The organism is Streptomyces sp. NPDC052396, from assembly GCF_044593195.1.
Taxonomy (GTDB): Bacteria; Actinomycetota; Actinomycetes; order Streptomycetales; family Streptomycetaceae; genus Streptomyces.
Genome location: NZ_JBIUAW010000010.1, coordinates 42,462 through 55,214 on the forward strand (window position 1 = coordinate 42,462; position 12,753 = coordinate 55,214).

A 12,753-nucleotide genomic window follows, 5' to 3' on the forward strand; every position below is an offset into this window, starting at 1 on the left:
CGGGAAGGCCCCGTATGCAGTTCACCGAGCTCCAAACACTGCTCGACCGGCACACCACCGGCCACACCCTCACCCTCGCGGCCGCCGACCTCGGCAGTGGGCCGGCCGCCGCACTGGTCGCCGCCTGGCTCGATGCCAAGACCCTCACCATCGGAGCCCTCCACCGCGCGGACCACCCGGAAACAAACACCGTTGCCATCAACGGCGAACTCAGCGCCCTCGGCATCACCACCGCCCAGGTCACCGGCATCGAGTTCGGCCTCGACCCCGTCGGCCAGGACCCGACCCTCTTCATCCCCCTCCCCACGCCCGGGGATTGGAGCTTCGCGACCTCCTTCCCGGACACCCAAGGCAGCGACCTGGCCGGCCTCGCCTTCGGCGACCGTCGGCCCGAGCTTCTGCTCAGCTCGGTGCCCCGCCCCGCGCGCGACGGCCGCCCCGCCCTCGGCCAAGGGCTCACCTGCCACGCCCCCGAGGTCCGGGACCCGGCATCCCTCGGCAGTCTTGCCGCACTGGTTCACCCCCCGGGGATCCCTCTCTCGCTCACCGGGCCCGTCGAGCGCCGCCCCGTCGGCGACCAGGTCGTCACACAGATCGCGCTGCGCTCCACACCAGAGCCCTCAGGGGAATGGGGCGGAGACTTCTACCTGTGGGCGGGGTCGCGCGGTGACGACCCGCCACCGGCGTACGGTCTCCGCCTGGCCGCCGACCTCGTACTGGCGGCGGGCGTCGGCGCCATGATCAGCGCGTCGGTCCCGGTTGCGGGCAACGAGATCGTGCTGACGGTGGACGCGCTGCCAGGTGACGTGGGCACGAGCGTACTCGCGGGGTGGTACGGCACCGGCGCCGCCGTACAGCAGCTGACCGCCCAGGGGTTCACCCTGGGGGATGCCGTCCGGCTCACCGACCTCAGCGCCACCATCGATGTCACCAAGATCAGCGCGGGTCTGGCCAAGGCGCTGACCGCGATCACCGTCGGTGCCGCGGCGAAGCCCGAGGTCTCCTGGCCGATCGCCGGAGACGACCTCGCCGTCACGGGTGTCGGCGCCCGACTCACCGTCACCACGCCACTCCGGACGAGCCGCTCCGCCACCGTGACCGGCTATGGACACTTCACCGTGGCGGGCGCGGTCGCCCTCAACGCCTCCGCGGCGATCCCGCCCGGCCGCTTCGACCTCACCCTGGACGAGGAGACTCCGGCACAACTCAAGGATGTCCTCCGCCATTTCCTCCCGGACACCGACCTCAGCGGCGTGCCCGACCTGACGCTGAAGAAGTTCCATGGCACGGCCGTTCCCACGCAGGGCGAATACGGGCTGTCAGCCGCGGTGGCCACCGAGTGGCACCTCGACATCGGCGCATCCGTCCTCCAACTCAACGAGGTCACAGTGGAGTTGGAACGCAAGAAGAGGGAGGAGGGGGACGCGGACCGGAAGGGCGGCAGGCACCGGGGCGCCCGGAAGCCCTGGCGTAAACCCCCGTCCGAGGCGGCGGAAACCCGAGCCGCGGTGGTCACCACTGGCGCCACCACCGCCAGGACCACCGGCATCCTCGCCGCGAAGGCGACACTCGGCCCGGCCTCTCGCGACGGCGGTATCCATTTCGACGCGGCCTGGCACCTTCCCGGCTCCTTCGAACTCGGCGGCACCTTCCCCGAGATCGATCTGACCGCCCTTCTCGAAGCGCTTGCCTGCCGGGCCGATATACCCCTGCCCAACGGCCTGCCCACGGTGGAGCTGCGCGACCCGACCGTCAAGCTGCGTCTCGGCGGGTCCCAGGCGGGCGAGGCCGCAAAGGGCCAGGGCTATGAGCTCGCGGTCGGCAGCACGGTCGAGTTCGCCGGGGCCAAGGGCCTGTCCCTGGTCGGCAAGGCGGCCAAGGGCGACTCCGGCACTCTCTTCGCCGCCGCCTTCTGGCAGGACGGCTGGAGCTGGGCACCCAACCAGGTCCAGGGCTGGTCCGATGTCCTGGGCATCCTCGGCGGCATCACCTTCACCAAGTCCGGCCTCGCCCTCTGCTCGGCGGACGGTACGGTCCTCGACGCGGGCTCCCCGCCGGACACCCTGCCGGCCTCCCTGGACAAGGGCCTCACCTTCTTCACCGAGATCGGCTTCACCGGACCGCTGGAGCCGCTCCAGGCCCTGTTCCAGGGTCAGGGTGCCCCCACCGGCGTCCGCCTGCAGGCAGTCCTGGCTTCACCGGTGCAGAACTCGGTGTTCAGGGCGTCCATAGTCGAGCAGACGCAGCCCGGATTCGGCGGACTGGAGGTGGAGATCCAGCCGGCCCAGCTCAGGATCACCCTCAAGACCTCGTGGAACTTCACCGTTCCGGCGATGGGTTCGGCGCCGGAGACACTGCTGCAGTTTGTGGCCGGGGGCACCGTGTCCGAGCAGGGCTTCTCGCTCTTCCTCACGCTCAGGCCCGCCGACCCCGCCCTCGGCACCATCGCCGGGCAACTCGCCCCGGCGCAGTACGCCTTGGCGCTGGAGCAGCCGGGCCGTACGGCCCTGCCGGCCGTCCCCCTGGCCGGCACCGGCAGGCCGGCCGTACACGACGCGGCCCGTCGCCTGGCCGAGGCCACCGCTCCACCGGCCGGGCCCGCGTGGCAGAACGCCTTTGGCATCGAGGGATTCGACATCGAGGCGTTCTGGGCCCAGATCGGCGGCGGGACCAGCGGGCTCACCCTGGGCATGGGCGGCTCCATCCGGGTCGGCGAGGCCGGCCTGGAGCTGGATGTCGTCGGCGGCCTGGAACCGGAGCCCTTCATCACGGTGTTCCGCTTCTCCCTCACCTCCGCCGACAAGGACAAGGGCATCACCCTCTGGGACATCCTGGCGATCGTCGTCGCACCGCCGGAAACACTCGGCTTCCTGAAGAAGATCGTGCTGCATGAGCTGATGATCTGCGCCGTCACGGTCCCCGGCGGCTGGACGAGTCCACTGGGCGAGCACTGGGCGCAAGGCTTTTACGGGAAGGGGGACATTGACTTCCTCGGCAACAACTGGCGCTTCGAGGTCGGCGTCGGCAACGACGGCATCTACGCCAACAGCTCGATCGCCCACCCCCTCACCATCGGCGAGGTGTTCACCTACTCCGATCACAGCGGCACCAAAGGGCCCCAGTACCTCCTCGACACCCGGGGCATCAAGGAACTCCACCTGCCGGAGAAGATCCTCTACCTCTCGGGCAAGCTCTCCCTCCTCGGGCTCTCCGTCTCGGTCGAGGCCGAACTCGGCTCCGCCGGCTTCGCGTTCACCCTCGAATCCCACCTCCTGAACATCCTGACGTCAGAGGTCCACTGCACCCTTGACACCGGCAGCGGCCTGCACGCCACCGCCGACGTCGGCCTGGACTTCAGCGTCGACATCCCCAGGGGCGTCCTCCTCGGGGGCATCCCCATCCCCGGCGGCACCCTGGTCGGTATCAAGGCGAACGGCGGCTTTGATCTGAGCATCGACAGCGGCGGCGTCAGTCTGCATCTGACGGCCGGCTGCGACGCATACCTCCTCGACACCCACCTGGTCGGGTTCAGCCTCGATCTGACCTTCGCCATCCGGACCTGGGACGACATCGTCGGCTACCTCCAGGCCAACCCGGAGCAGCTCTTCGAGAGCCTGGGCCAGGGCATCTGGGACTCCATGAAGGACTGCGCCACCACCAAGGCGGCAGAACTCACCTGAGCGGCATGCGGGCCGAGGCGCACATCTGCGGTGACGGGCGCGCTGTCGTTGATGTGCCCTGCTCCTGTGCGCTGTGAGCTGGTGGATGCGGCGGTGAACCCGATTTCCGGCCCTGCAGGGGTACTTCCCGTGCTGCCTGCTGGGCATGGTGACGGCCATGAGACGAACTTCGTGGTGGCGCCGTCGTCTCCTGGCGGCGCTGGTGTGCCCGGTTTCCCTGGCGTCTGTCGCCGTCGCGTCACCCGCGCACGCCGGCAGCACTGTGGCCCGTACCGGGCACGAGGTGAGATATGTCGCCCTCGGCGACTCGGTCGCGTCCGGACTCGGCGCCGGCGACTACGAGGTGACCAGCGGCAGATGCACCCGCAGCACCAACGCCTACCCCGCGTTGTGGGCCGCGGAGCATCATCTGGCCGGGCCCGGTTTCGTCTTCGTGGCGTGCTCGGGGGCGACGACATCGGACATTGTCTCCACACAGCTGAGCCGTCTCGATGGCAGTGTGACCATGGTCAGCGTGACCGTGGGAGCCAACGATGTCGGGTTTGCCGACGTCTTGACGGAGTGCGGTCTGGACGGTGAACGGGCATGCCTGGAGCATGTCAGGCAGGCCAGGGACGACATCGACCACAAGCTCCCCGGGCGGCTGGACGGCCTGGACCGGGCCATCCGGGAGAAGGCCCCGCAGGCCCGTGTGGTGGTCCTCGGATATCCTCATCTGTTCGCCGAGGAGACATGCGACGGGCAACTGGTCAGCAGGCGTGGGCAGGCCGCGCTCAACGATGCCGCCGACCGCCTCAACGCCGTCACCCGCCACAGCGCACAGGCCCATGGGTTTGTCTTCGCCGATGTCACCCATGCGTTCACCGGTCACGAGCTCTGCTCAAGCGACCCCTGGATCATCGCCCCTTCCCTGTTCACCCCGGTCAGCGCATACCACCCCGATGCCACCGGCCAGCGCGAGGGATATCTGCCCGCGCTGGAGGCGGCGGCCGGGGGCGGTTCCTGATTTCTCGCAAGCCGGCTCTGTGCGGCGGGTATCGGTCCGGTGTGCCGCTTGCGACTCGCAGGCTCAGACGATGGTGAGCGTGGTCACACCCGTAGCGCCGGTGAACCCGGTACCGAGGCACTGCAACGCACCCGGCTGCGGAAGAGGAATGAGCTCGACCACGCGGTGGCCCCGGTAGCGGCCCTTCTCGATGGTGCCGGTGACCACGGTGACCACCTGGCCGGCCACCGTATGGCTGCTGCCGCTGACCTCGGCGACACTTGCCTCGCCGGTGTTCCAGGTGAAGGTCCGGCGGGCCCGGAATCCCTCGTTGAGGGTGTTGCAGCTCGCGACGACGGTGAACCGTTCCCCGTACGACCCGCTCGTCACCCCGCCCTTGCCGCCCGCCTCGGCACAGGAGCCGAACCGCCCGTCGGTCGCCATGGCGATGGGTCGCGGCTGGAAGGTAACGCCGGGGTGATAGGTGACCGTCTCGGTGCCCTGGCACTGCACCAAGGCGGACGAGCGGGGATCGGCGGAGGTGACAGCGGTCGGGAGAACTGTGGCGAGGGCGGCGACGGCCGCCAGGGCCATGGCGCGCTTCCATGATCTGGTGATGGGCATGTCCGGAACTCCTCTGCCTGGATTCGCGGTTGCGGTGCGAGGTGTCCGATGCCCCGGTGATCCCTTACCCACACAGGCGTGTTGATCCACGGCGTGGGCGCATGACATCCGTGCGAGCGCCGTGCCCGCCACCGCCGTTGCCCCGTAGTCTCGTCGGGTGGAGAACCGCAGACTCGCGGTCCCGGGTGCCGAGCTGTATGTCGAAGTGCACGGCACCGGCCCGCTGTTGTTGCTCATCCCCGGCGGTGCGTCCGATGCCGAGGTCTTCCAGCCGCTGGCCGCCGCCCTCGCGGCGGACTACCGGGTGGTCTCCTACGATCCGCGCGGCATATCGCGCAGTGGGCTGCACGGGCCGCCGCCGGAGCCCTGGCTCGCTGTGCACACCGACGACGCGTACCGGCTGCTCGACCATGTCGCCGAGGCGGGTGAGTCCGCCGCGGTGTTCGGCAGTTGCTCGGGCGGACTGATCGCGCTCGAGCTCGCCATCCGCCACCCGGACCGAGTCCGTCCGGCGGTCGTGCACGAACCTCCCGCCCTGGGTCTGCTGCCCGACGCCGAGCAGCAGTTGGCCTTTGTTGACGAGGTCCATGAGGTGTTCCGTCGCGACGGGGTGCCGGCGGCCCTCCGAATGCTCTCCGCCCTCTTCGGGGGCAGGCCGGCTCCCGTACTGCCGGAGGCTCACGACAACAGCGCCTTCTTCCTCGCCCATGTGCTGCGGCCGTCCGCGCGGTGTGTGCCCGGCCTTTCCGGGCTCGTAGGGGCCGCCGACCAGGTCGTGGTGGCAGGGGGACACGACTCGCGCAGGGATCTCATCCATCGGCCGGCGGTCGTCCTCGCCAAACGTCTGGGCCGGGCACCGGTCCTGTTTCCCGGCGGCCACGCCGGATACGCCAAGTATCCGGTCGCCTTCGGGCGTCAACTCGCCAAGGTGCTCCGCACCCTGCCGGTCACCGGTCAGGAGGCAGCCTCGTGCGCCTGGTGATGGGCGCCCAGAACTGCGGCTTCGGCCCGGCTTCCGTCCTGGTTGCCGTCTCTCGGCTGCTCCCTGGTCATCAACGGGTGTTTGTGGGTGACGGCGTGGCGGCGGCCTTCGCGCACCGCAACGCCGACGCCTTCGGCGAGCTCCACGACCCCACCGGGACCGACGACCTCCTCAAGGGCGCCGACCAGGTGGTCTCGGCCATGAACGCCGACCTGGCCGTACGGGCCGTGGTGGCCGGGCGGCCCCTGGTCATGGTGGACAGCCTGTTCTCCTTCTGGCGGCTCCACCATCCGCTCACACACATCCGCGACCTGTGCGCGACCATGCCGCGAGGCTCCTTCGCCGCCGCGGAACGGCACTTGAGCGGTCTCTCACCGCATGAGCGCGTGATCGCCGCCCATTTCCTCGCCACGCACAGCGTGGTGCAGAACTTTCCGGGAGTCCCGCGCCGTATCGCGGAGTTCACCGGTGCCGGCGGCCGCTCCGCGATGCACCTGACCGGCCCGGTCATCGACACCGCGGGGCTGCGCGAGGTGGCGCTGCGCGCCTCGGCCGCACCGGACCCGGCGTACGACCTGCTGGTCAACATCGGCGGATTCACCAACTTCCTCCTCAGCCCTGACGTCAACAACGCCTATCTGCGGCTACTGCACCGGTGGCTCCCCGATCTGCTGCGCGACTGGCGCCGGTTCGGACGCGTCCTGGTGTGCGGCGGACCCTTCGGCGGGAACCGTGCGGTGACCGTCTCGGCCGGCGGCCGGCAGGCCGACTGCAAGCTGCTCCCCCAGCGGCACCTGCTGCGGCAGGTGGCATGCACCCCGCACTATCTGCTGGCCCCTGGGCTCTCGGCCCTCCACGAGGCGCTGGCCCTGGGGCAGTTGCCGCTGGCCGCTCCCGAACAGCACTACGCGCATGTGTTCACGGTCAGGGAGCTCGGCGGCACCCTCTTCGGCAGGACGGCCTGCAGGTTGGCGGACGTCCTGCCAAGGCATCCGGTGCCCGAGGACGACACCGCCGGAACCGCGGCCTTGGTGGCGATCGCCGATCGGATCGCCGCGGACGACAAGCTCTACGCACGATTCCGGCAGACGCTCAACGAGCGGATCGAGCAGCATCTCTCACTCACGGCGGCTCAGCGTTCGCGGGGAGTGCGGGAGCTGCGCGAAGCGTTCGACGGAGCTCAACCCGCCTCGTTGATCGCCGGGCTGGTCGACGGGCGCGGCAGAGTCAGGAGCCCTTGACCTTCGGCTTGTTCTTGCCGGAGTCCCAGGTCCATTGGGCGCTGGTGAACGGGGTGCGCTGGAAGTAGGTGCGGGCGATGGTGCCCAGTCCGGCGTACGCCTCCTCGGCGTAGCCGGTCTTCTTGCGGTCCTTGGCGTACTGGTCGATCTTGCCGTTGACCGTTTGGAGCGTCGTGTACTGGGCGCCGCTGGCGCCGATGATGAAGCGGACGGCGGCGTCGAACTGGTCACCGGGGTCGTCGGCGCGGTTCTTGGGTCCCGTGAAGAGGTTGCCGGGCAGCCAGATGTAGACCTGGGCGAAGCTGTCCCAGCCGTCGGGCCGGGCGGCACCGGCCTGGTGGGTGATGGTCTTGTTCTTGATGCCGGTGGCGAGGTCCTTGACGTGCTGACGGTCTGCGGGCACCAGCGTGGTCCCGTACTTGTCCACGTTCTGGATGATCGCGTTGAGCACCGGGTCCGCGGCGGTCAGGACCTTGTCCTCCAGGACCGCGTTCCACAGCCAGATCAGCCCGACTCTGGGGCTCTTGGGCACGATGTGGTGGTACATGAGCTCGACTTGGTGGCCGGAGACCATCCCGTTCCCCGGTGCCGGGTAGGGGTGGGAGAGCTCCTGCATGACAAGGTTGTAGGCAGGCATGGCCGTTGGCGCTCCTCGGCTTGTTGAGCGGTGCGGGACCGAAGAGTCGATGCTGCCAAGGAGTCCGTCATGGCGGACAGAGGGCGGCAGGGTTTCCGGCCACCGGGATGCTCATGCTGGTGGCCGGTCCGACTCGGACCGGCCACCTCGGCGGGGGCAACGGCCCCGGCAGCGAAGACCCAGGGCAGCGGCTCGGGGAACGTCACCTCATTTCATGACCGTCCAAGTGGTAGATCTCGAGCGTCACCCGTGCGGCCTGGGGATCCAGGAATTGCTCCACCAATGCCTCGTTGAGCTTGTTACGGGACCAGGCGTCCCGGGCCTTCTGGCACAGCTCCTTCAAACCCAGGCCGGCCCCGGTGGGCCTGCGCAGCCGGTTCTGGTCCACCCAGGAGGCCCGGGTGGTACGGAGGAATTCCGCCGTCCGGTCCCTGTTGGGGTTTCCCGCCTGGTCGAACGAGAGATAGCGGTGGGGCGGGAGCCCGTTCCGGTTCGGGATGGCCTGGTTGTTGAGCGCCTGGCTCAACAACCTGCGGGACGCATCGGTCCATCCGATGGTGGCGTGCTGGAGGGGGCTCCAGGTGCCGCCGTGTGCCATGGCGTCGTTCAGTTCGACCGTGGAAATGTTGCTGAGTATGAAGTGCCCTGACATGGCTGTCCTTTCGATGGTCGTGCGCCCTGAGCCGACTCGCGCGCCCATCCATTGGCGTTGGGGATTGCGTTACTCACCGGTGAGGCTGGGGAGTTCGTCCTCGCATCGCAGGCCGGGCGCCGTCCGGCCCGCTCACGGCAGAGGGAAAGCACCGACAGGCGCTGGACTCGGCGCGTGGAGTTGACCACGGAGGAGCTGGCCCCTGCGGTGCGCATCCGTCTCCCGGAGGCCCACCGCAACGCGGGAGGAGACTCAACGCCCCCACACATCATGGCGCGTTGGCCGGCCACGGCTGGCGGTGCGTCACATTGCTACGGGAGCAAAGGTTCGCTGATGCGGCACCGTAGGGGTGAGGCCGCCGGAAGGGGCGAGTTCGCCGGAACGGCCCCAGGCGGCCTCCATAGGCCGTGGCTCCGCGCGGCAGCCACGGCCTCACCCACGGTCAACGACCCGTGCGGAACAACTCCCCGGTCCCGTCAGTGAGCTTGTGACGAATCTCCGGGGCCCGCTCGGCGGGCCAGACCAGGATCAGGTACCGCTCGGAGAGGTTATCGCCCTCCGGGGCGGTGTCCCGCCCCCGGGCGTGGATCCGCAGGCGCCACCACCGGGGTTCGCCCTCCGGGCCGGGCAGGTCGATGCCGTACTCCGCGTCCTCGGGCTCGAGTCCGCCACCGTCTCCGTCGCCCTCCGGCGAGGTGATGCCCGCACCGGGAGGCGCGAAGACGGCGCTGATGTCGACCACTTCGTCCCATGAGCCGGTCGCCTGCGGCGGCTCACTCTCCAGCACGTCGTAGTCGACGCGCACATGCCCGTTCTCGACGCCGGTGCACACGGTGACGAAGTCGCCGTCGGCGTTGACCCGGACCAGCCCGTTCCCGGCGGTCGGATCACCGTCGTCGAGGTCGTCCTCGGCGTCGGTCTCGAACAGGTTGAACTGGTGGTAGGAGGCGTAGACGCGGAGTGCTGTGGTCATGGATCAGACCTGTACCCAGAACCCATCGCGGTCAAGGATCCGCTGCTGCAGCTGGAACTTGTTGATGATGCCGCCCTGCCGGTTGTTCTCCCTGATCGGCACCCAGGTGATGCCCCGGCTGGCCGGAGGCAGTGCGGTGCCGCCCTCGTAGGTGGCGGCGAAGGGATACTCGTCGCAGGACGGCCCGGCCGCACCGGCCGGCGGCTTCAGCCCCTGGCACACGGCCCTGCGGTTGGCGGCCTGCTTCGTCTCGTCCACCAGGAAGTGCAGTGGGTGCCCGGAGCCGGGCTTGCCGTAGTGCCCGCCGCGCGACTGGATCGCACGGATGCCGGGGCCTATGTTCGGCAACGCCGCCATGCCCGTCAGCGTGGGGGTGACCTGCGGGAAGACGCAGCCCGGCGACTGGCGGGCCTTCTTCTTGCCCGGCTTCTTGGCGAACATGTCGTCGCACCGGTAGCTCGCGGAGGAGTACGCGTTCGAACCCTGGATGTAGCCGGGCTTGAAGAAGGTGTACTCGTACTTCGTGGCGGTGCCATGGCTCTTGAACGCACCGATGTTGTCGGTGTAGTCGACCTTCCCGGAGAAGGGCGCGCCCAGAGTACGGCCCTGCGGTATGTGGTTGGCGGCGGAACAGGGACCGCCGCAGGAGACCCTGATTCCCACGCTGATCCCGCCGGCGTTCCCAATGATGGTGGCCTTGCCGACGCTGACGTTCTCCGACCACTTGCGGGACTTGATCTGCAAGGTCATCTCATGCGTGACAATGAACCGGACCTCGCCCACGGGCCTGCCGTTCACCAGCACAACGGCCCCGGTGCTGATCATCTGACACTCATGGGTCCGGGTGAGGCCGGGCGTACAGGAACCATTCGGCACGGCGTCGGCGCGGGTGACGGGAGTCTGGGTGACGCGCAGCGTCAGCTGGTCCGAGGAGGCCGCGTGCGCGGTGCCGGCGAGGGTTGTACCCGCCAGTGCCAGTCCTGTCGCGGCCACGGCCATGCTTCTCAACTTCACGTGGATTCCTCCCCGTTGAGGAAATCGGCGAACTTGTCCACCGGTCGGCGGACCCGGCAAGCCTGGCACCGGGCTCCCCACGCACCGTTCGGCTTCTCACGGGAGTGGCTGATTCACGCCCCTGGCGTGTCCGATTCCGGCCCATGCACGCGAACTGCCCCGCCATGGCGTGGAGTTGGGTTCCGGCGCGGGCAGTACGTACGCGGTCAGCGGCAGCCCACCGGCTCCGCGCGGCGCGGGCTGGTCAGCGGGGGTGCCTGGCGGGCTCTGCCGCCGTGGTTCGGGGCGCCGAAGTCAACGGTGCACCGGAGGTTTCCGATCTGGTCCCGGGCCGGCCGGCGTCCGGGGCCGGCTCCGCGGATGACACAGTCACCTACTTCCAGGGCTGCTACTCCGTGGGCGACGACCGCCTGTGGGGCGTGAACCGACGTCATTCTGGACAACCTCTCCGCCCACACCGGCGCGGACATCCGCCGCTGAGCGAAGAAGAACAAGGCCGAGCTGTGCTTCACCCCGACCTGCGCTTCCCGGGCCAATCCGATCGAGGCCCACTTCGGCCGTGGCTGCGGCAGTTCACCCGGGCCAACTCCCACCACCGCAGCCACCCCGCGCAAACCCAGGCACTGCACCGCTACTTGCGCTGGCGCGATACCAACGCCCGCTACCCCGACGTACTCACCGCCCAACGCAAGGAACGCGCCCGCGTCCGCAGCGAGAAGGATGACTCAGGAGGCGGACGGTTCGATCTCCCCCGCAAAGACGATGACCTGGTCGATGAGGCTCCGCCGCAGATGGACGACGTCCGTTCCCGCCAGGCGGGGACCTCCGTCCGGCGTGATAAAGACCCACTGGTACCGGGCCCACTCGTCAGGCATGTCCACCGCCGAGCAGCGCGCCATCGTGCCGGTCCCCGCCGGGTGGCGCCGGATGTCCAGCACAAACCGCTCGACCGCCGCGATTCCTTCACTGCGACCCAACGGCCCCCAGAAGACCACGTCTGAGGTCAGAGCCTGGGAGAGCAGGGCAGTCACATAGCTGTCGTCCGAGGCGTTGAACGCGGAGATGAACGTGTCAATCGCGGAGCGTGCAATCTCTTCCTGCATGCCCCAGTAATACCAGCCGTTTCGCGTGCGCTCGTCCCGCGGGCCGCCTTCCGATCACGGTGAACCATCCCGGTCACAGCACTGGGCCGACGGCGTGTACCACGCGGCGCCACCGGCAGCGGCCGGTTCACACGGACCTGAACGCCCTCGGCCTGCCCGGACTCCATGGGGGCCGAATAGGCCAGGAGTCCGGCGGTACCCATGGCAACGGCTGGTCCGCCCTCTCCCAGCCTTCGGCCGGGGGACCCCCATCATGTGGCGCGGAGCCAACGGCATCCCCGACAACGGCGAGGTCTACCTGTACACGCCGGCCGGCTCCGGCCCGACCGGCTACGGCGTGGACAAGGGCCTCGGCGACTGGCAGTTCCTCGCCCGCCGTGCCCGCCCGGGACCGGAAGGCCGGCCGATATCAGCCACCTGAGGTGAAGGGGCCGTCCTCGACGAACCGCCGCAGCTGGCGGGCGAAGGACTGCACCTCGGCCGGCGCCCAGGAGGCGAGCGAATGCTGGATCTGCGCCGCGAGCCGGTCCCGGGTCACTCCCACGACGCGCTGCCCCTCGTCGGTGAGGGCGAGGAGCGTGGCGCGACGGTCGGCGGGGTTCGGTTCGCGCCGCAGGAGCCCGGCCCGTTCCAGGTGGTCGGCGCGCCGGGTGACATTGGAACGGTCGAGCCCGACCTCGCGAGCGAGGTCGGCGGCGCTGCACGGGCCGGTCCGGGCGAGGCCGCTGAGGACGGGGTAAGTGAGTTCGTCCAGCGCCTCGTCGAGGCCCTCGGTGAGCTGCCCATAGAGGCGGGCCCTGGTGGTACGGCGCACCAGCAGGCCCAGCACCTCGGCGATTTCGTGTCCGGCGTCATTCGTCAC

Annotated in this window: 12 protein-coding genes and 2 pseudogenes; 7 read left to right on the top strand and 7 right to left on the bottom strand. The window is 69.4% G+C overall.

From position 1 onward, the window contains the following. Nucleotides 1–14 precede the first annotated feature (14 nt). A complete protein-coding gene (locus tag ACIHFE_RS24950; protein ID WP_400109796.1) occupies nt 15–3,680 on the top strand; it encodes a hypothetical protein in 3,666 nt (1,221 codons plus the stop codon). 157 nt (nt 3,681–3,837) lie between these two features. Further along, nucleotides 3,838–4,686 (top strand): SGNH/GDSL hydrolase family protein, encoded by an 849-nt coding sequence (locus ACIHFE_RS24955; RefSeq protein ID WP_400109797.1) that lies wholly within the window; start codon nt 3,838–3,840, stop codon nt 4,684–4,686. A 63-nt stretch (nt 4,687–4,749) separates the two neighbouring features. Here the strand turns inward: ACIHFE_RS24955 and ACIHFE_RS24960 are convergent, their stop codons facing one another. Beyond that, nucleotides 4,750–5,289, bottom strand: a complete 540-nt coding sequence (locus ACIHFE_RS24960) for a hypothetical protein (protein WP_400109799.1) — start codon at nt 5,287–5,289, stop codon at nt 4,750–4,752. 157 nt (nt 5,290–5,446) lie between these two features. Between ACIHFE_RS24960 and ACIHFE_RS24965 the strand changes: the two genes are divergently transcribed. Both ACIHFE_RS24965 and ACIHFE_RS24970 read left to right on the top strand, forming a co-directional pair. Then, nucleotides 5,447–6,271, top strand: a complete 825-nt coding sequence (locus ACIHFE_RS24965) for an alpha/beta fold hydrolase (protein WP_400109800.1) — start codon at nt 5,447–5,449, stop codon at nt 6,269–6,271. Then, the gene (locus ACIHFE_RS24970) at nt 6,259–7,512 is read left to right on the top strand and encodes a hypothetical protein (RefSeq protein ID WP_400109802.1); all 1,254 of its coding nucleotides are present in this window, start codon (nt 6,259–6,261) and stop codon (nt 7,510–7,512) included. The genes ACIHFE_RS24965 and ACIHFE_RS24970 overlap by 13 nt, the downstream gene beginning before the upstream one ends. On the opposite strand, the gene ACIHFE_RS24975 is transcribed toward ACIHFE_RS24970, so the two are convergent. The 4 genes from ACIHFE_RS24975 to ACIHFE_RS24990 form a co-directional block, all read right to left on the bottom strand. Beyond that, nucleotides 7,499–8,149 (bottom strand): hypothetical protein, encoded by a 651-nt coding sequence (locus ACIHFE_RS24975; RefSeq protein WP_400109804.1) that lies wholly within the window; start codon nt 8,147–8,149, stop codon nt 7,499–7,501. The genes ACIHFE_RS24970 and ACIHFE_RS24975 overlap by 14 nt on opposite strands. A gap of 202 nt (nt 8,150–8,351) precedes the next feature. Next, nucleotides 8,352–8,801 (bottom strand): hypothetical protein, encoded by a 450-nt coding sequence (locus ACIHFE_RS24980; RefSeq protein ID WP_400109805.1) that lies wholly within the window; start codon nt 8,799–8,801, stop codon nt 8,352–8,354. Nucleotides 8,802–9,243: 442 nt separating this feature from the next. Beyond that, complete coding sequence (locus tag ACIHFE_RS24985; protein ID WP_400109807.1) at nt 9,244–9,774, bottom strand: hypothetical protein; 531 nt, start codon at nt 9,772–9,774, stop codon at nt 9,244–9,246. Nucleotides 9,775–9,777: 3 nt separating this feature from the next. Next, on the bottom strand, nt 9,778–10,788 hold the full coding sequence (locus tag ACIHFE_RS24990) for a NucA/NucB deoxyribonuclease domain-containing protein (protein ID WP_400109809.1): 1,011 nt from the start codon (nt 10,786–10,788) through the stop codon (nt 9,778–9,780). A 240-nt stretch (nt 10,789–11,028) separates the two neighbouring features. On the opposite strand from ACIHFE_RS24990, the pseudogene ACIHFE_RS24995 reads away from it, so the two are divergent. Together ACIHFE_RS24995 and ACIHFE_RS25000 are read left to right on the top strand one after the other, a co-directional pair. Then, nucleotides 11,029–11,124, top strand: a pseudogene (locus ACIHFE_RS24995) (IS5/IS1182 family transposase); the annotation flags it as partial. Nucleotides 11,125–11,156: 32 nt separating this feature from the next. Continuing rightward, nucleotides 11,157–11,528, top strand: a pseudogene (locus ACIHFE_RS25000) (transposase); the annotation flags it as partial. On the opposite strand, the gene ACIHFE_RS25005 reads toward ACIHFE_RS25000, so the two are convergent. Then, entirely contained in the window at nt 11,514–11,891 is a 378-nt protein-coding gene (locus tag ACIHFE_RS25005; protein WP_400109811.1) for a nuclear transport factor 2 family protein, read from the bottom strand. The pseudogene ACIHFE_RS25000 and the gene ACIHFE_RS25005 sit on opposite strands and share 15 nt — an antisense overlap. A 253-nt stretch (nt 11,892–12,144) precedes the next feature. On the opposite strand from ACIHFE_RS25005, the gene ACIHFE_RS25010 reads away from it, so the two are divergent. Further along, complete coding sequence (locus tag ACIHFE_RS25010) at nt 12,145–12,312, top strand: hypothetical protein (protein WP_400109813.1); 168 nt, start codon at nt 12,145–12,147, stop codon at nt 12,310–12,312. Here ACIHFE_RS25010 and ACIHFE_RS25015 read toward each other — a convergent pair. Then, complete coding sequence (locus ACIHFE_RS25015; RefSeq protein ID WP_400109815.1) at nt 12,301–12,753, bottom strand: MarR family winged helix-turn-helix transcriptional regulator; 453 nt, start codon at nt 12,751–12,753, stop codon at nt 12,301–12,303. The two genes, ACIHFE_RS25010 and ACIHFE_RS25015, sit on opposite strands and share 12 nt — an antisense overlap.